This is a genomic window from Brevibacillus borstelensis (assembly GCF_037834415.1).
Taxonomy (GTDB): Bacteria; Bacillota; Bacilli; order Brevibacillales; family Brevibacillaceae; genus Brevibacillus; species Brevibacillus borstelensis_A.
On the sequence record NZ_JAUMSJ010000001.1, the window covers coordinates 325,468 to 343,359 of the forward strand.

The following is a 17,892-nucleotide window of genomic DNA, read 5'->3' on the forward strand; positions in this document are numbered from 1 at the left end:
TAATTCTCTCAAGCACCGATATATCTGGCATGCAGGGTGCGAGCCAGGCTGACATCGTCGGTTCCCTGTACGAGCACCCGCCCGTCCGGAAAGGCGACAAGCGTATGGGGGTCTACGTGGAAGCGAAGCAAAAACTTGTTGCGTTCCACCTGTCCAAGCGGAGCGAGACGCTCTGCCAGCGCATCGAGATCGAGCGACGCCTGGCCGGCGGGCGAGATTTGCACCGTATCCCGGCCGCACAGAGAGACGGCTTGCCCCTCTTGCGAATCCGGCTGCAAGAAGGTGAACTGCCGCTGGCCGCATGTCGGGCAGTCATCGCGCCGGCCGTTTGCGACCTTGATCTGATGGTGGCGGTTGTTCCACAGGTCGAAGTGCTCCACGTTAGGATTCAGCGCATCCGTGTCCCCAACCAGGATTTTCAGCGCTTCCGTCGCTTGATAGGAAGCGACGATGTGGATGATCGGGCCGATCACCCCAGCTGTGTCGCAGGTGGCCATTTCACCCGGATTGGGCGATTCCGGAAACAGGCACCGAAGACATGGCGTCACGCCCGGACGAATGGCGGTAAACGTGCCAGTGGCACTCACCGCGCCGCCGTACACCCAGGGAATGCCGTGTTTGACACAGACGTCGTTTACCAGGTAGCGAACCTGAAAATTGTCGGTCGCATCGAGAACGAGATCGACCCCTGTGAGCAGCGACTCCGCATTGTAGGCGGTCAGGTCAGCCACGACAGGATCGATCGACACTTCGGAGTTGATCCGCGACAGCTTGGCGCGGGCCGCCATGGCCTTGGGAAGATGCTGCCGGGCATCGTCTTCGTCGTAAAGCATCTGCCGCTGCAGGTTGCTCGGTTCCACAAAATCCCGGTCGATGATCCGGACAAGGCCGACGCCAGCGCGAACCATGTGGTTGGCCGAGACCGTTCCCAGCGCGCCCATGCCGACGATCGCTACGCGGCTTTGAGCCAGCCGCTCCTGTCCGGCGCGTCCGATGGGGGGGAACAGGATTTGACGGGAATAACGCGTATTCACAAAAGTCAGCTCCTTTCCGCGTCGTCCGGGGGCGCAGTCGGATTCCACGGACCTTGCTGATGGCCTTTCCACTCGCTGCCGTCCTCCCAGATTTCCTTCTTCCAGATCGGCACGATCTGCTTCAGCCGCTCGATGGCGTATTCGCCAGCCTCAAAAGCGGCTTTTCGATGCGGGGTCGCAACGGCGGCGACCACCGCGATTTCCTCGATGGCAAGCTCGCCGATCCGGTGATGCATCGCCACTTGCGTTCCGGGCCACCGCTCTTCGATCTCGGACGCGATCTGCTTCATTTTTTCCACCGCCATCGGAGCGTAAGCCTCGTAGGCAAGCGAGACCGTACGCTGTCCGTGCGTGAACTCCCGGACGGCTCCGACAAAAGCAAGGACAGCGCCGGCGCGGGGATTGGACACGAGCTTGACCAGTTTGTCCGCGTTCAGCGGTTCCGCCGTAATGGCAAAACGAGGCTCCTCGCCGCCGCTCACGGGGGGCAATATGGCGATCTCGTCGCCAGCCTGAATAGGCGTTTCCGGTTTGGCGTACTCCTGATTGACGGAGACAAAGCAGCTGCCGAGCAGGGAGGAAAGCGCAGGGTATCGGCCGGAAACGGCTTGCAGCAGGTCCCGGACGCAAGCTTCCTTTGGCAGTGTGATTTGTATGGTTCGCACGCCGGCCAGCTCGGCCAGACCGGCAAATAAAAGGACGGATATTTGCATGTGGCACTCCTCGTTTCCAAAGGGATCATAATAGGAAAAAAAGATTCTCTCTACCTGTGACGATAACACAATTGCGCCTAACTGCCAAATGCGGGAGCGGCTTCTTGCAGATTCCCGATTGATTTTCTACAGTGCTGAATGTAAGGTTAGATTAGCGAAAAAGAAGGGCGTTCCCAGGCGGAAAGCAAATGGGAGGATAACAGGGAAATGAACGACGAATTAACGCATTTTAACGACCAACAGCGGGCCAAAATGGTCGACGTCTCCGAAAAAGAGGTAACCAAGCGGGTAGCGGTGGCTGTCAGCAAAATTGCGATGAAGCCGGAAACGCTGCAGCGTATCCGCGAAGGGCGAATCGCCAAGGGGGATGTGCTGGCGGTAGCCCAGGTAGCCGGAGTGATGGCAGCCAAAAAGACATGGGAAATCATCCCGATGTGCCATCCGCTGCCGCTGACGGGCATTGACATCCGCTTTTCGTATGCGGACGAAGCGACATTGGATATCGAGGCAACCGTCAAAACGACCGGCAAGACCGGCGTGGAGATGGAGGCGCTGACAGCGGCCAGTGCGGCGGCGCTCACCATTTATGACATGTGCAAGGCGATGGACAAGGAAATGGTGATCGGCCCTACCTATCTGCAGAGCAAAACCGGCGGGAAGAGCGGAGACTTTTATCGGAGCGAGGCGTAAACAGCAGATGAATCGACTTTTGAATTCCTATCCGCGCAGCATTCGGCTTTTGGCCATTGCTGCCGTTATTCATTCTACGGGCATGGCCTGTATCTGGCCGCTTGTAACGATTTACATCCACGATTTTCTCGGGAAGCCGCTCACCGCAGCGGGTGTGCTGTTGATGCTGAATCAGGGGGCGTACCTCATCGGCAGCCTGACGGGCGGGGCGCTGTTTGACCGCTGGGGAAAAATGCGCACGGTCTACGTGGCGACAGCGGGAGCGGTAGCCGTGGCTGTCGGCCTTGGCTTCACATCCAGCTTTTCTACTTATACGATCCTGCTGCTACTGAACGGATTTTTCTCCGGCATTATGTTTCCGGTACTGAACGCCCTGATCGGCCTCTTGTGGCCAGACGGCGGCCGTAAGGGATTGAACACGGTTTACGTAGCACTCAACATCGGCGTGGCGATCGGTTCCGCTTCGGCAGGAATGCTGGCCAGTATCTCCTTTGCCTGGACTTTTTTCGGGAATGCGGCGCTGCAATTAGCCGTACTCTTTCTCTTTATCTTTCTGAGCCGTTCGGTCGATCTTGAGAACGGTCAGGCAAAAGAAGACCGGCTCATGGCTGCAGCGGTGAAAACAGCAGATGAAGGTGGCAGGGCAACGTCGCCAGCAATGAGCTCTGTAGAGACTGCTGGCGAATTAAAAGGTCCCCCGGCCGCATTGGCGACAGATGCCGCTGCGGCAGCCAGTCGCCCGGTGGCATGGCTCGCGCTCGGGCTGCTGTCGGCCGGCCTCTTGGTCTGCTGGATTATTTACTCGCAGTGGACGACTGTGCTGTCGGCGTATATGCAGTCGCTGGGCATTACGCTCAGACAGTACAGCCTGCTGTGGACGCTGAACGGCGCGTTGATCTTGTTCGGGCAGCCGTTTATCTCCTGGGTGATCAGGCACTTCGCGCGAACGTTGAAAGCCCAGCTTCTTTTAGGGGCCTACGTATTTTCGCTCTCGATGCTGATCTTGTCGCAGACGACGGCGTACGCCGGTTTCTTCGCGGCCATGTTTGTCATTACGCTGGGTGAAATGCTGGTGTGGCCCGCTGTGCCTACGATTGCCGCAGAGCTGTCTCCGGCTGGCCGCGAAGGGTTCATTCAAGGACTCATCGGCGGCGTAGGCTCAGGAGGACGAATGGTCGGCCCGCTGATGGGCGCAGTGATTTTTGAGGCACTCGGCGCAAAGGGAATGGTCTACCTGATGGCTGCTTTGGCCTTGGTTGCAGTCGCCTGCTTTACTGTCTACACCTCCTTTGTAAAGCGTCCCGAGATCAAGACGGCGCTGCCTGCTCCGGAAAAATTCGGGTCCTGACAGCCAACGCAAATGCCGGAGGGACGCCTCTATGATGACGAGTGAAGGCAAACGCCGAAATTAGCCGAATTGAGGGATATTGACACTCCCAACCTGCTCAAGTAGTATAGAAGACATTCAAAGTAAATAGTTACCTGTTAACTTATCCAGAGAGGTGGAGGGACTGGCCCGATGAAGCCCGGCAGCGGATCTGCAGGAAATACTGCAGATGCTGTGCCAATTCCAGCAGGAGCCATCCTGACAGATAAGAACGTGGAGACGTATGATCCGCCCCTTTTTCTGTTCAGGAGAAGGGGCTTTTTGCATGCCTGCTTCGCTGTCTGAATTATTTTTGCGAAAGAAAGGAAAGAAAGCCAATGCGCATCCAACCATCTGCTATGGTGGACCGACTGCCGACGCAGTTTTTTGCCACGCTGGTAGCGAAAACAAACAAGACCATCGCGGCCGGACATGACATTATTAATCTAGGACAGGGCAATCCCGACCTCCCGACACCACAGCATATCGTGGAGGAGCTGAGCGAGCAGGCCAAGCGCCCGGTCCATCACAAATACCCGCCGTTCAGCGGCAGGCTGGAGCTGAAGCAGGCCGTCGCCCACTGGTACAAGGAAGAGTTCGGCGTGGAGCTGGACCCGGAGGAGGAGGTAGCGATCCTGTTTGGCAGCAAGACAGGTCTGGTTGAGATTTGTCAGGTGCTGCTGAATCCCGGTGACGTCGCATTGGTGCCTGATCCGGGTTATCCGGATTACTGGTCCGGCGTGGCTGTAGCTGACGGACGGATGGTGATGATGCCGCTCAAGACCGAAAATTCGTTTCTCCCGGATTACGGCCAGCTGAAGCCGGAAGATTTGGAAAAAGCCAAGCTGATGTTCCTCAATTATCCGAACAATCCGACGGCGGTCAACGCTCCGGTGGAATTTTTTGAAGAGACCATCCGCTTCGCCCGCAAGCACGAGATCGTCGTCTGCCATGATTTCGCCTACGGTGCGATCAGCTTTGACGGCAAGAAGCCGGTCAGCTTCATGCAGGTGCCGGGAGCAAAAGAAGTGGGCGTGGAGTTTTATACGCTGTCCAAAACATACAACATGGCCGGCTGGCGCGTCGGGGCAATGGTCGGAAACAAGGAGCTGGTCCGCCTTATCAATTTGATTCAGGACCATTACTTTGTCAGTCTTTTCGGCGCTGTGCAAATGGCGGCGGCAAAAGCCATGACCGGCTCGCAGCAGTGCGTGTGCGATCTCGTCTCCGTCTACCAGAGCAGGCGGGACGTCCTGTTTGCCGAGCTCCACCGGATCGGCTGGGAGGCAAGGCCGTCAGAGGGCTCGTTTTTCAGCTGGCTGCCGGTCCCCAAAGGGTTTACATCGGTTGAATTTTCCGATTTGCTGCTGGAAAAGGCTCATGTGGTCGTCGCGCCTGGCGTGGGATTTGGACCGACGGGCGAGGGGTATGTGCGTGCGGCGCTTTTGTCCAGCGAAGAGCGGCTGGCGGAGGCAGTGCGGCGGATTGAAAAGCTTGGGTTGTTCGGAAAGTAAGAAGTATTATTTGGTTCTCCATCCATTAGGCTTCAAGGGGGATACCGGACGAGAATATCTCGGACGGTTATTCCTGTTTGGCGTGTATGAAAGGAGTAAAACTCAATGCTAGTTGTGTTTCAAGATGATCTATTTTCTAGGTATGTAGTAGAGTGACGCATGTCTATGTGACAGATCATATATACGTAAAGGGATATCCTCAGTAAGGAGGGGAAATGTAAGTCCGTTGGCAAAAAATAGGTCTAAAGAGCTTTTTTATTTTTGTCAAAAAAATAAATATTTCCAAAAAAGAATATACGTGGTATATTGTAGAAAAAGGGAGGTCTGATAGATTATGAAGAAGAAACTAGTTTCTTACTTGTCTGTTTTTACGCTAATCTCCTCACTTTTTGCAAGTAGTGCATTTGCTCAAACTGACTATCACCATGTCGATAAACAAGATTACAAAGTAATACAAAAAAACAAGGAGATTACTGATCTGAATGTTTTGTACGAATTAGCAAAACAGGGAAGAGGAGAGCTAAAGACCGGAACTTCTGGGACTGTACAGCTAATTCGAGTTGACCCGAATTATTCCGATGAAACATTACCTATTAAAGTATTTGAAACCTCTCAACTCTTGCAAGTAGCGGAAAATAACAAAGGTGATCGAATTGAAACTTTCGCAGTAACAAAGCTGGCTATTGCTGCATCTGATTCCTCAAAGTATGACTCGGATTGGGACAAAACGATGGGAGTTAAAGGATATTCGACAATCTATGTTGATAAAGTATATGACTCTCGAGGTTATTTGCATTACAAGCTTGTTAGTGCCGAAGGAGCATGGGAGATAAGCGATACTCAATATAGTTTATCAAACCGAAAAGTCACTTTAGGAGCAAGTGGATTTAGTTATTTCGGGAGCACAGTTGGTCAGAAAAAAGATTTTAAACCTACGTCCAATGATTTTAATTATTCAGCACCTACAACATGGTTACCTATTTCTTCTGGTCCTATTGGAGCGACTATGAAAGTTACGATAACTAGAAAAAATTCAGGAGCGACATGGGATTTTACATTCTCTAACAATTTCCTTTGATGACTTGATCATGGTAGATAATAATCTACCATGATCTATTTTTCCAAGGGGGGATTTCCATGTATCGTTCATTATTAGTGGGTTTGATGTTCGTTGTAATTTTTTCCATATGGGCAATATTGGTAAATAACTCGTTTATTATTGTTCAGAATTCGGGTATAGTAGGAATTATTTGCATCCTGCTTTCGGCAATCTTCTCTAATGCCTTAAACAGTGGTGACAGGATTCGGGCTAATCATTCTTCTGAAACAAAGGAAGATAGACAGACCAGAGTAAGGTGGTCATTAAAAATCGCATTAGTAGGACTACCTAATGTAGTTGCAGCGATAGTAGCGTATACATGGTTTAGGTAAAAAATTATTTGTCGGCAGAGCATTGAACTATAAATTTGTTCTGCTTCCGTGTCTCCATGTTGATATTCGATTGGATAGTTAATTGTCCTCGTCCTTGCGGGGGAGGTATACGTACACTTACTTGTTTCCCTGCAAGATTGACGGACTCACTCCCGTTCCATTATTTTCCTCCCGTATTTGTCGGTAAGCTGAATAAATTCTTAAATTGGTACTAATAGGAAACCGCGCCGTCTGCAGGTGAAGAGTCGGCGCGGCTTTTTGTGTAAAAAGAAGGGAATTGTCAATGGCGCGGCGGGATCGGCACTTGCCAGTCCAAATCCATGTACCTCGTTTTGATGGTTTGCAAAGCAAGCTTCAGCTTTTTCGGAGGCTGCTCCATTCCTTTCACAATCAAGGTTTGGACCAATGCGACTCCCTTGTCTGAATTCTCCACGTACGTCTTGGCAAAATCGGTTCGCACGTCGAAGCGCTTGCCGCTCTCGTCATACAGATTCCAGTAGGGGAAGCTCTCCAGTTTGCACAACCCCTTCAGCTCGATCGTCCAGACGGGTTCCTGCGTTTCCGGGTCCGTGCCTTTGTCCATCCCGGTGATCGTAAAAGTCTCTCTCAACTCTTCGTATGTTTTTGAGACGGGCTGCTGCTTGAGGCTATCAGGAGAGAAGGGGATGGAAAAATCGGCTGGCTCCAGCAATTCCACTCCGTCCAGAATGAATGTCAGTTCTTCCGGCTGATCGGCAGGTACATACGAGCCATGCCACCTCACCACGTCGGGATCGACTCCCCGGACGTCGCGAGACTGGGTGAAGGAAATCCGTCGGCTTTGTTTCTCGTTTGGCTCATATTCAGACTTGGCGACGATGTTTCCGCTTCGATCTACGATATGGTAAAAGAAACGGTGAGTGCCAAACTCGCGAATGCTTTCCTCGTCCGTTTTCCCGATGAGCGCGGCAGCCATTTCTCTCAACTGTTCCTTCTTCTCCGGCGTAAAGCTGGTCGTCAAGTCGATCCGGGTGGCACTGGGAGCGTAGATTACCTTGTCAAAGGTAAACACAATGCCCTGCGGAGTCTCGTAGGTCGCGTTGATCGGGACGCTTTTCGTCGCCCCCATGCTTTTTTGGATATTTACGGGTATGTCCAGCTTCCATGCTGCTTTTCTTGGATCGCTGCTTCCGAAATGACCGATGTCAATATGAAGGACGAGCTCATTTGGCGGGTTGTTCAAAGTAAACAGAAAATCCGCATATTGGTCGCCGCGTCTGAAGACTTCGGGTCCGCTGTTCAGGATATTTCCTTCCTTGTCGGCGATGTAGATTTTGTTTCCGTTGTAATGAGGGATGAACAGGTCAGGCAGAATCTGCCCTTTTTCATCTTCCAGTACATACGTGGCGACGAGCCGCGTGGGGTCTGCGATGATCTCCTTGACCCGCAATGTCACTCCCCGGTCGGTTGCCGCCATATTTACCGGCGTATGGAAGCCTTGCTCCGCAGCCTTTTTCAATCCCAGCTCTCCGCCGATCCGGCTGACAAATGTCGAAATGTACGCGGCAAAGGTAGGGGAGACGAACATGCCGAGCGTAAATACCACGAACAGCGCTGCGATCGACGCCGCTGCCATGCGAGCCCATCGTTTCGGCCTTTGTGCCGGAGTCTTTCTGCGAGAGTGTCGCGGCGGCAATGAACTGGCTTCGGTCACGTCCTGGCTCTTTGTGCTTGGATAAGGTTCCAATTGATCCATGATGCTGGCGGTAAAATCATCTGTCAAAGGAGAATACGGCACAACGCGTTTCAGGACGTTCGCTTCTGCCGCAAGCTTCTCGAGCAGGGCTTTGCACTCCATGCAGTCCAGCAGGTGTGTTTCAACCTCGATGTTTTCGCTCACGCTCGTTTCTTTGTCCACATAGCGCTCCAGCTTTTGCCGGATTTCATAGCACCTCATGCAAGCCGCCTCCTATCCCTGCCGACTGGAAGTATTTTCGCAACCTCTGCTTGGCTCTGTGCAGCCGGATTTGCACCTGATGCAGGGGAATCTCCAGGATGTCGCTGATCTCCTGATAGCTGAGCTCATCCAGGTAGCGCAGCAGCAGGACGACGCGATACGGTTCCGGCAATTGATCGATCAGTTCATGCAATTCTGCGGAGTGCTCCTCCTGTAAATAAATGGTCTCCGGGCTAATCCCGTCCGAAAGTGAAACCTCCTCCAATTCTACAAACGAAACCTGCTTCTTTTGAAGCGAGCGCTGCGTGTCATTAGCTACTACTGGCGGTTATCGGTCAATGTTACACAATTATTTCCTTTTTTTAAATATTTTTTTCCGCGTGTAAGGGAATGGAGATCGCCTCGGTAGTAAGGGGTGAAAGGACAAAATGCGAAAGGGATGTGACCTATGATGAAACGATTTCAAACAGTACTATTGGTGACAGCAGCATTGCTGGGGGGAAATGCGGCAGTAGGAGGTGCCATGGCTTTGGCCCAACCTGCAGCGGCTCAATCCTCGCCCGCATCCGGCGACCTCATCATGGACTTGACTCCGGCGGAGGCAACAAAACAAGCGGGATTTCCCGTTAAAGTTCCAAGGTATCAGCCCGCGGGCAAATATTACCCCACCCTGGCCTACAAGCGTTCAGCCAGCCAGGTGGTGATCTCATACCACGGAAATGCGGGCAATCCATTCTTCCTGCGAATCCATCCGGGAGAGTGGAAGGAGGTCTCTTTTGCCAAAGGCAAAGCATATGTGGGGAAACAGCCTGAGAAATACGACGACATGACCGTATTCATGTGGGAGGAAGAAAAAGGGCTGGTTTATGAGCTTGCCAGTGGACTGTCTGGCGATGAACTGAAAAAAATTGCCGAGTCCGTCGACGTCTGGGACCCGGCTGTGACCGAATGGCCGGAAGTGAAGATGCAGTCAGAGAATACCGAAGAGCTGACACGCGAGGAAGCAGAGGAAAAATTCGGCTCTCCGTTCAAGGTCCCTACGCTTTTGCCGCCGGGTACCACGCTAAGCTACGGCTACACCAAGGGCAAAGAATCATCGTCTGTCGATATTTACAATCAAACGCCGGGGAAAACAAGTAATTTCTTAAGCATCGACGTCAGCAAAGAAAGCCTGGAAGAGATAAAGAAATCCGTGACGAAGCCGGAAACAATCAAACCGGTCAAAATAGGAACCATCCAGGGCTTCAGCTTCCAGACCCCCGGGTCGAGCTACCGCAATCCGGAGCTGACCCATTTTAACAGTCTTCTCTGGGAAGACAAGGGAATCACCTATAGGATGACTTCCGACATGACGCTGGAACAGATGATCAACGTGGCCGAGTGGTTCAGATAAACGAAACGGAGAAAAGCAAAGGCCGCAAGCGCTAAAAAGCTTGCGGCTTCATTATATATATGCGATATATATGCGTTGTTTTGCCGTGCATCCCTGTGAGAGCATTCGCGTCTCTTCCATCCCCGAATATGCCCTCAAAAACCCGGTAAACACAATAGCTGTAGAGATGAAACAGGAGAAAATGCGAAAGTCTTTGGGACCCTGCCCAGGCTCGCTTGCAGAAGCGGAAGCACGATTTTAGCGTCCAACTCTGAGATGCTCCCTGAAACAGCTGCTTTTGGACGCGGCTTCCGCTTCTGCAAGCGAGCCGGACAGCACCGCTCCCCCGCAGGCGTCCCACCGAACCTTGAGCATTTTCTCCTGTTTCATCTCCTCCGCTAAAGCTCGGTTCAAGCAAGGACAACGACAGCAATCACCAGGAAAATATAAGTGAAAATTCGATAATTTCGACCGAGCCGTCGCTCGACATAGCTAAAACCTATTCCGCCGATAGATTTGTGAGATTGGACTTATGACGGCCGCAGTGATAAAACAGGTATAAGTTAAATCTAGGGGGAACCGAACATGGAGTATTCATTTTCCAAATCAACCAGCGCACTCAGCTCCTCGGCCGTGCGCGAAATCCTGAAGCTGACACAGGGAAATCAGATCTTGTCTTTGGCAGGGGGCCTGCCTGCGGAGGACTCCTTTCCCATCGAAGAAATGAGAGAGGCCTTCAATCGGGCGCTTAATCACGGAGCAAAATCGCTGCAATACGGCTTGACGGACGGGTATATTCCGCTTCGGGAATGGGTTTCGTCCCGCATGAAACAAAAGCAGATGAATGTTGGCGTGGAAAACATGCTGATCACTACCGGCTCCCAGCAGGCCGTCGACTTGCTCTGCCGTGTCTATCTGGACGAAGGCGACGTCGTGCTGGTAGAAAATCCAACCTATCTTGCGGCCGTTCAACTGTTCCAGTTTCGCGGCATTCGGGCTATTCCGGTGGATGGAGATGCTGAAGGCATGGATATGGAGGACCTTGCCAGAAAAATCGCACAATATCGTCCGAAGATGGCCTACGTCATTCCGACGTTTGCAAACCCGACCGGAAAGGTATGGAGCCTGGAAAAACGTTTGGGACTGCTGAAACAATGCCGGGAAAACAATATTTTGATTCTGGAAGACGATCCGTACGGGGAAATCCAGTTCGACGGCGAGGCGTCTTATCGCAGCATCTTTTCTTTGGATGAGCATCCGAACGGATCGGCTGTCGTATACACCAGCACCTTCTCTAAAATTGTCGCTCCGGGTCTTCGGACAGGCTGGGCGATTGGAGACAGCCGGGTGATCCAGATGATGGTGAAAGCCAAGCAGGCTATCGACTTGCAGTCCAGCACGATTGACCAATTTGCTCTGCATGAGCTGTTGTCCCAGTTTGATTTGGAAAGCCATATCCAAAAAATCCGCGACTCGTACAAGGAGCGGATGGAGTGGATGCACGAGCTGCTCGGCCGTCAAACGAGCGGCATGAAGTGGAACAAGCCGAGAGGCGGCATGTTCCTCTGGGTAGAGCTGCCCGAGCACGTCCACTCCGAGAAGCTGCTGGCCCAAGCCGTCAAGGAAGGCGTCGCCTTTGTTCCGGGCATCCCGTTCTACGCGGACCAGCCTCAAACGAATACGATGCGTCTCAACTATACGCTGCTGGATCGGGAACATACCGAGCTGGCGATCAACCGCTTGGGAAAAGCTCTTGCGGTGTACAGCGAACCAGTCGCACGCTGACGATAAAGAAAGACGTAAAGCAAGAAGAACAGGGTGCCCAAAGTCCTAAGAGACCGGGCACCCTGTTTTTTTATCGTTATTCTTCTGTTTCCTCCAGCGTGCAGATCGCGCTAGGCCGCTTGATGCGGAGCACGGCGCATTCGTAGACGCGGAACAGACTGTTCATCTGCTCGTCTCCGAGGAAGGCCGTATCGAAGTCTTCCGCGATCGCCAGGTCGAGGTTGTGACGGCCGGTCGCTACGAGAACGCCGGAGCGGCCTTTGATGGTAGGAGATTGGAAGACGCCGTCGGTGACCAGACTGCGGACGTGTTCAATCTCAAGTACATTCGTCCCCTTGTGAACGCGGTGCAGAAGCGAGTACAGCTCGGGGGAGACGACCAGCGCGTACGGACCGCTGTGCCCCATTTTCAACAGCTTGTTTCGCGCTTCCACGATGTCTGCAAAGGCATTGCCCGACTCCATCCAGTCGCTCTTCAAATGGGTGAGGCGCCCCTTTACGTTCATCAGACCGGGCAGGTCCAATCCTGGGGAGCCGTTGAAGATGAGGTCATCCTCCATCAAGGCGCAGCCTGCAGCCGCATTGGCCGCGGCGCTCATATCGAGCGGCATGCCCAATGTCCGGGCTTGAGCCGCATCCCGCCAGTACAGCATAAAGTCTTTGTACAGGATCGGAATGGTCAGGCTGACCCGCTTGCTGGGCTGGGTCATTTCCAATGATTCGCCCCGCAGATTCAATCCGCCAAAGCGGGATTCGTCGTAAATGTCGTTGGTAATCGTCTGGATGCCTTCCCCGAGCGGACCGTATATGTCGAGAAAACGGCGGCCGACGAGCTGGCGGCGTGCCATATCAATAACAGTGTCGTCCAGCTGTTTCCATTCGTCGTGGGTCAAAGGGGAATCGGGATATTTGCGGAGCTTGTCCATTCCATATACCTCCAAATCGTTTCTGTATACCTGCCGGATTGCGCAGGCACAACGGTTACATGCCTTTCAAACTGCCTACAGTCAGGCCCTTTTTGCCTGTTTTTTCCGTAAAGGCAGGCGCAGCCTTGCCAGTATGTCCGATTGCCGGGGCAGCAGAGGCTTTCAGATGATCCACCTGGTGGATATCATGGCCTTCGTCATGATCAGTCAGATCAGGCCTGTGCACATCGGAGAAACGTTCGCTCAGCGTAGCCATGATCTCTTTTACGCGAAGGTAATCCTCCTGGGTGGTTTCACGCATGCTGCTTAAGAGCTGGCGAGTTTCGTCGTCCTGAAACTCGTATAATGAGAGCTCGAGATGCTCGCGAAAATTGTGCAAGCCAAACCGTTCCAGATTGATGTCCGACAATAGGCGGGACAGTTCGCGGTCGCTGAGCTGTTCCGCTTTCTTTTCCCCATCGAGCGAGCCTACATAAGGAATCAGCTCTTGCAAACGGCCCAGACGCTGCTCTTCCTCCTCCAGGATGTGATGGTAGTACAGGCGTGTATGCTCGTCCTGTGCAGCGTCAATGATCGGCTGGATGATTTCGGTGAAGCGGTCAATGTAGCTCCTGGTTCGATTAAATATGGCGTGCAGTTGTGACATTTCTTGCACCCGACGCCACCTCCTTGCAGGTGATTTGTTTCATTATACCGTTGGAAAAATAAACCCGGCAACCTTTATCTGCATGTATCATCTAGTTTGTGTCAGGGTGAAAAACTTATCATGGAGAGTATTGTCAAAGCTAATTGGGAATGATAATATTTATCAATAAGACTGATATTCATTATCAATTAGAAAAAGCCATGTCAGATATACAGAACGAAACCGAATAACAAAGTCAGGAGGAAAAACCATGTCATCGATTCTCGTCATTGGCGGAGACCGTCTCGGAAATATTATAGACTTTCTGGAGGAACAGGGCTTTACCAATATTCATCATGTAACGGGTCGGAAGAACTCCCAGACCGGCGTAAAGATTCCTGCGGGCATTCACATGATCTTGGTGCTGACCGATTTCGTCAACCACAACCTGGCCAAGACGGTGAAAAGTCAGGCGAAGGACAGGGAATTGCCGATCCTGTTTTGTAAACGCTCCTGCTCTGCTATCGCCAAGGCTTTGGTGCAAGGAGCATAAATACATACCCCCTGCGGTGGACAAACTACAGACTGATATGTACACCAAACGGAGGAATGACGGTGAAACAAAACAACCTTGACGAACTGCCGATCGCCCAACTGTCTGAGCAGCAATTGCAGCATTTGCGAGCGGCAGAGGAGGAGATTACCAAAGAAGGCGCAGATGTCTACCTGATCGCCTTTGAAAAACAGGCCCCGTCCAAGTGACGGGGTTTTGTTTTGACTCTTGTTCCGCCAGGCCGAGGGCTCCGACAGAACGGAGCCGGGACATGGCGGGACTTCCCCTTTAGAACCCGAATTGATCCAATTGCTGTTTCAAAGCGTCGATTCCGATGGCAAATCCAAGGCATTGGCTGGACTGAATGATAAACGCGTTGAGCCCTACGACTTCTCCGTTCAGATTGATCAGCGGGCCGCCACTGTTGCCGGGATTGATGGCGGCATCGGTCTGGAAAATTTCGTCATACAACCTTTTGGCTACGTGGAGGCGGCGATTTTTTGCGCTGATAATCCCCGCCGTAACGGAGTTTTCCAAACCGAGCGGTGAACCGTCTGTTCCTATAGAGGCAAACTTGCTTTAAAGTCGGGAGGGCTTACTATTCGGATATCCGGATTTGCCCGAGCGTCCGCCACAGACGCCATCGACCGTTACCGAAAAGAGATGGCCCGCAGCTTCACGGTACGCTGTCTCCCTTTCTCTTGTACCGCGCAAGCTTCCGCCTCCACCCGGTCCACCAACAGCAGGGCCAAGTGCCGGCGTTCCTCGCGCGTAGCCTGTTGCCATATCCACCTCCAATCCGTCCACTGCTGCCAGTCGATGTCTTCAGGAGCAAAAGCCGCGTGTGCTTCCGAAGCCTCCTCCTCTTTCAATCGCTCCCAAGCTGCTTGTTTGGCTGCCAGCTCCTCCAGTGTAATAACGCCTGCCTCATAGGCCATCAGCCAGCGCTGCCGTTTTTGGAGAAGCTGCTTGCGGTTTTCCGGCAACCTTGATACAGGGGAGAGGAGCAGCTCCTGAATCATCCGGCGAAAGATGGCCAGCATCTCCTCCTGTACAGAGGAAAGCTCCCCGACAAGGGCTTCCTCAAGCTGATCCTCCCGCAGCAGAGGCGCCTCGCAAAGCCCGCTCTGTCTGTTTTTGCAAAGGTAGTATGCGTGTCGGTACCGCCTACCGCCGCTTTTCCGTATATCCGCATTCTTGCCGCGCATCTCCGCCTTGCAGCGGCCACAGTATAGCAACCCGGAAAAGAGAAACGGGGAGGCCAGGATTCGGGGATGCGTCCTTTGTCTTAGCTTCAGCCGTTCCTGTACCTTGAGAAACGTCTCCCGATCGACTATCGCCTGATGGGCGTCTTCCGCCAGTATCCATGCGTCGCGCTTGTTTGGCTGCCCGCCCGCTTCCGCATTCCAGCGAAGCGCTCCGTAGTACACCGGATTGCGCAAGAGACGGGTTACCGTACTGCCACTCCATTTCCCGCCGTGCTTGCCCGGATATCCTGCCCGATTGGCCCGCTCAGCGATCTGGCCGGGGCTATAGCCGGAAAGATATTGCTGAAACATATACCGAACCACCCTGGCTTCCTCAGGGTGGGGAATGAGCTGATGGTGCTGGAGCGTGTAGCCAAAAGGAGGGGGACCGCCCGGGCGTTTTCGCTCCCTCGCCATTTGCTCCATTCCTAGTTTGACCCGCTCCCCGAGGTTCTCCCGCTCCCACTGGGCCAGGGCGGCTACCAGGGTAATGAACAGCCTGCCGATCGCGGTTGTTGTATCGTATACCTCCGTGCAGCTTTTGAAGCGCACACCATAATCCTCGAATTCCTGAAGCAGCCGGTACAAGTCGAGAACAGAGCGGGTGAGCCGATCCAGCCGGTAGACCAGGACGACATCGATGCTCCCTGTCTGAATATCGCCGAGCAAGCGCTGCAGCGCCGGTCTTTTTGTATCCTTCGCACTGAATCCTTCATCCGCATATACATGGCAAAGCGTCCATCCCTGCGAGCGAACGTAGGCAGTCAGCCGTTCCTTCTGGGCGGCAATGGAAAAGCCTTCGGCAGCTTGTTCCTCCGTACTGACGCGAATGTAGACAGCAGTCCTCATGGCACCAACCTCCCGTATTCCGGATTGCTAGAGTCTACAAGCCGGCCGGGGTTCATATGCCTGGACAGCAGAAAGTTTTTGCCGTATAGAGCGAGCTCGCAGCGAAAAGAAAAAGCCTGCTGCGTTTCAAGCTTGAAAACGCAGCAGGCGAGCTGGATTTAAACAAAAGAGCCTACATCCACTTTTGGCCCCACTCGTGAATGGAATCGATCACTGGCCGCAGGTCCTTCCCTTTATCGGTCAGCTCGTACTCGATGCGGACAGGGATTTCCGGATACACCTTGCGTTCCAGAATGCCCTGCTCCTCCAATTCCTTCAACCGCTCAGAAAGCATTTTATCACTCATATGCGGAACCATTTCCCGGATATCCTTGAATCGGACAGCTCCGCGCAGCAGCACGTTGATTATCAAACCGGTCCATCTCTTGCCGAGAATATTGATAGCTCCTTCGTATTTTGGGCACGTTTGCTCATTCCCAAATTCTTGACCCACGATGGTGTCACCTCTGTGGTACATCTTGATTTACTCTTTTTATTGTAGCATATCTACTTGAATAAAGTAAGTAACGCTCTGCGTCTTGGTACCTATTGTTTTATCCAGAGTGTGCAGGATTATGCAAATGTTTATGCTATCCAAAGAAAAGCGGGCGATTGCCCGTTTCCGGCCCCCGGGTCTCCACTTTTTTCCCTCCGTCATAGACTATCCGAGAACATAGACGGAGGGTGGGTCTTCATGTCAACAAAACCGGTAATCGGAATCCTTACCTGGAGAGATGGGAAGCGCTTTGCGGAGCCCGGGTATTTGCGAAGGCTGGTGACGGCAGGCAAACGGATGGGGGCAGAGACCTTTCTGTTTTCCCACCAGGACGTGAATACGGCGGAGAAAAAGATCAGGGGGTTCGTCCCGGCAAAAGGCGGAGGGTGGGAAAGTCGCCTGTATCACTGGCCGCAGGTCGTCATAGACCGGTATCGAAAACGAGTCGACGCGTATATGCGGCTGCGTCACAGCGGACAGTTCCAGTTTGCCAACAGTCCGTTCGGGAAAAAGTGGCGGGTGACAGAGCTGCTCGCAAGAGATGAGCGGGTGAACAAATGGATCCCGGATACGTACGTGTATGCGAAAGGAAAAGTAAAAACGATGCTGGACCGCTACCCGATCGTCTACGTAAAACCGGGGAACGGGACGGGGGGGCGAAGCATTGTCAAGATTTCGCAGGAAGGGAAACGCTATCTCGCTTCTGGGCGGGACCGCAGGCTGAAGAAACGGCAGGCCAGCTTTGCGAGCAGGGAGGCCTTGGAGAATTGGATTTTGAAGTGGGTACGGGAGCAGCGGATTCGGGACGGGAACTTCCTCGTACAGCAGGGGCTGGATTTGTCGCTTGTACCGGGCCGTGTCGCGGATGTGCGCCTTTTGATCCAAAAGAACAGCGCGGGAAAGTGGGATGTGACTGGCTGCGGCGTGCGTCTGGGGCAGACGGGCAGCTCAATTTCCAACCTGCACGGAGGAGGCAGGGCCATTCCATTCGCGGCTTTCGTAGGCAAGCGATTCGGCTCGGAGCGGACCCAGCTCATCGAGCGGGAGTGCCACCGGATGGCCCACGCGGTAGCGTCCGTCCTGGAGGAAAAATTCGGCCAAATGATGGAATTCGGGCTGGACGTGGGCGTGGATGTGGCCGGGAGAGTTTGGCTGATCGAAGTAAATCCCAAGCCGGGCCGGGAGATCTTCAGGCAGATGGGGGATGCCCGCACTTATGAGGAAGCCATCGCCCGTCCCGTCGCCTTTGCGCTTCATCTGATCAGTTCCGGACAAGGGCAGAAAAAAGGCGCTGGAAACACGGGTGCGTAAAGGTGC

Annotated in this window: 20 protein-coding genes and 1 riboswitch; of the genes, 10 read left to right on the forward strand and 10 right to left on the reverse strand. The window is 53.2% G+C overall.

The window, feature by feature from the left end; translation table 11 throughout:
• Nucleotides 1–8: 8 nt before the first annotated feature.
• Both Q3F21_RS01480 and moaD read right to left on the reverse strand, forming a co-directional pair.
• Complete coding sequence (locus Q3F21_RS01480) at nt 9–1,034, reverse strand: ThiF family adenylyltransferase (protein WP_340249434.1); 1,026 nt, start codon at nt 1,032–1,034, stop codon at nt 9–11.
• Between the two features lie 5 nt (nt 1,035–1,039).
• A complete protein-coding gene (gene moaD / locus Q3F21_RS01485) occupies nt 1,040–1,747 on the reverse strand; it encodes a molybdopterin converting factor subunit 1 (protein ID WP_340249436.1) in 708 nt (235 codons plus the stop codon).
• Nucleotides 1,748–1,954: 207 nt separating this feature from the next.
• Here moaD and moaC point away from each other — a divergent pair, with 207 nt between their 5' ends.
• The 5 genes from moaC (at nt 1,955) to Q3F21_RS27375 (ending at nt 6,748) form a co-directional block, all read left to right on the forward strand.
• Nucleotides 1,955–2,437 carry a cyclic pyranopterin monophosphate synthase MoaC gene (gene moaC / locus Q3F21_RS01490; RefSeq protein WP_340249439.1) on the forward strand — a complete coding sequence of 161 codons (483 nt, stop codon included), beginning with the start codon at nt 1,955–1,957 and terminating at the stop codon, nt 2,435–2,437.
• 7 nt (nt 2,438–2,444) lie between these two features.
• A complete protein-coding gene (locus tag Q3F21_RS01495; RefSeq protein WP_340249442.1) occupies nt 2,445–3,785 on the forward strand; it encodes an MFS transporter in 1,341 nt (446 codons plus the stop codon).
• 139 nt (nt 3,786–3,924) lie between these two features.
• Nucleotides 3,925–4,036, forward strand: a riboswitch (SAM riboswitch).
• Nucleotides 4,037–4,141: 105 nt separating this feature from the next.
• On the forward strand, nt 4,142–5,317 hold the full coding sequence (locus Q3F21_RS01500; protein WP_340249445.1) for a pyridoxal phosphate-dependent aminotransferase: 1,176 nt from the start codon (nt 4,142–4,144) through the stop codon (nt 5,315–5,317).
• 334 nt (nt 5,318–5,651) lie between these two features.
• Nucleotides 5,652–6,395, forward strand: coding sequence for a hypothetical protein (locus Q3F21_RS01505; protein WP_340249448.1), 744 nt, complete (start codon nt 5,652–5,654; stop codon nt 6,393–6,395).
• Nucleotides 6,396–6,481: 86 nt separating this feature from the next.
• Nucleotides 6,482–6,748, forward strand: coding sequence for a DUF5316 domain-containing protein (locus Q3F21_RS27375; RefSeq protein ID WP_425341204.1), 267 nt, complete (start codon nt 6,482–6,484; stop codon nt 6,746–6,748).
• Between the two features lie 280 nt (nt 6,749–7,028).
• Here the strand turns inward: Q3F21_RS27375 and Q3F21_RS01510 are convergent, their stop codons facing one another.
• Nucleotides 7,029–8,684, reverse strand: coding sequence for a DUF4179 domain-containing protein (locus Q3F21_RS01510; RefSeq protein WP_340249450.1), 1,656 nt, complete (start codon nt 8,682–8,684; stop codon nt 7,029–7,031).
• The gene (locus Q3F21_RS01515) at nt 8,671–8,949 is read right to left on the reverse strand and encodes an RNA polymerase sigma factor (protein ID WP_340249452.1); all 279 of its coding nucleotides are present in this window, start codon (nt 8,947–8,949) and stop codon (nt 8,671–8,673) included. Before Q3F21_RS01515 ends, Q3F21_RS01510 begins: the two co-directional genes overlap by 14 nt.
• A gap of 186 nt (nt 8,950–9,135) precedes the next feature.
• Between Q3F21_RS01515 and Q3F21_RS01520 the strand changes: the two genes are divergently transcribed.
• Nucleotides 9,136–10,077 (forward strand): DUF4367 domain-containing protein, encoded by a 942-nt coding sequence (locus Q3F21_RS01520; RefSeq protein WP_340249454.1) that lies wholly within the window; start codon nt 9,136–9,138, stop codon nt 10,075–10,077.
• Between the two features lie 237 nt (nt 10,078–10,314).
• Here Q3F21_RS01520 and Q3F21_RS01525 read toward each other — a convergent pair whose 3' ends face one another.
• The gene (locus Q3F21_RS01525) at nt 10,315–10,446 is read right to left on the reverse strand and encodes a hypothetical protein (RefSeq protein ID WP_340249456.1); all 132 of its coding nucleotides are present in this window, start codon (nt 10,444–10,446) and stop codon (nt 10,315–10,317) included.
• 195 nt (nt 10,447–10,641) lie between these two features.
• Between Q3F21_RS01525 and Q3F21_RS01530 the strand changes: the two genes are divergently transcribed.
• Complete coding sequence (locus tag Q3F21_RS01530) at nt 10,642–11,841, forward strand: PLP-dependent aminotransferase family protein (RefSeq protein ID WP_340249458.1); 1,200 nt, start codon at nt 10,642–10,644, stop codon at nt 11,839–11,841.
• A gap of 76 nt (nt 11,842–11,917) precedes the next feature.
• On the opposite strand, the gene Q3F21_RS01535 is transcribed toward Q3F21_RS01530, so the two are convergent.
• Together Q3F21_RS01535 and Q3F21_RS01540 are read right to left on the reverse strand one after the other, a co-directional pair.
• Entirely contained in the window at nt 11,918–12,766 is an 849-nt protein-coding gene (locus tag Q3F21_RS01535) for a family 1 encapsulin nanocompartment shell protein (RefSeq protein WP_340249461.1), read from the reverse strand.
• 55 nt (nt 12,767–12,821) lie between these two features.
• A complete protein-coding gene (locus tag Q3F21_RS01540; RefSeq protein WP_340249595.1) occupies nt 12,822–13,412 on the reverse strand; it encodes an IMEF encapsulin system ferritin-like cargo protein in 591 nt (196 codons plus the stop codon).
• 250 nt (nt 13,413–13,662) lie between these two features.
• Here Q3F21_RS01540 and Q3F21_RS01545 point away from each other — a divergent pair, with 250 nt between their 5' ends.
• The gene (locus Q3F21_RS01545; RefSeq protein WP_340249463.1) at nt 13,663–13,944 is read left to right on the forward strand and encodes a DUF2325 domain-containing protein; all 282 of its coding nucleotides are present in this window, start codon (nt 13,663–13,665) and stop codon (nt 13,942–13,944) included.
• 62 nt (nt 13,945–14,006) lie between these two features.
• A complete protein-coding gene (locus tag Q3F21_RS01550) occupies nt 14,007–14,153 on the forward strand; it encodes a hypothetical protein (protein ID WP_340249599.1) in 147 nt (48 codons plus the stop codon).
• Nucleotides 14,154–14,232: 79 nt separating this feature from the next.
• Here the strand turns inward: Q3F21_RS01550 and Q3F21_RS01555 are convergent, their stop codons facing one another.
• The 3 genes from Q3F21_RS01555 to Q3F21_RS01565 all read right to left on the reverse strand — a co-directional run bounded on the left by Q3F21_RS01555 (nt 14,233) and on the right by Q3F21_RS01565 (nt 16,557).
• Entirely contained in the window at nt 14,233–14,508 is a 276-nt protein-coding gene (locus tag Q3F21_RS01555) for a S1C family serine protease (protein WP_340249596.1), read from the reverse strand.
• An 86-nt stretch (nt 14,509–14,594) separates the two neighbouring features.
• A complete protein-coding gene (locus Q3F21_RS01560; RefSeq protein ID WP_340249465.1) occupies nt 14,595–16,040 on the reverse strand; it encodes a recombinase family protein in 1,446 nt (481 codons plus the stop codon).
• 172 nt (nt 16,041–16,212) lie between these two features.
• The gene (locus tag Q3F21_RS01565) at nt 16,213–16,557 is read right to left on the reverse strand and encodes a winged helix-turn-helix transcriptional regulator (protein ID WP_003389158.1); all 345 of its coding nucleotides are present in this window, start codon (nt 16,555–16,557) and stop codon (nt 16,213–16,215) included.
• A gap of 216 nt (nt 16,558–16,773) precedes the next feature.
• Between Q3F21_RS01565 and Q3F21_RS01570 the strand changes: the two genes are divergently transcribed.
• Nucleotides 16,774–17,886 carry a YheC/YheD family protein gene (locus Q3F21_RS01570; RefSeq protein WP_340249468.1) on the forward strand — a complete coding sequence of 371 codons (1,113 nt, stop codon included), beginning with the start codon at nt 16,774–16,776 and terminating at the stop codon, nt 17,884–17,886.
• Nucleotides 17,887–17,892: the final 6 nt, after the last annotated feature.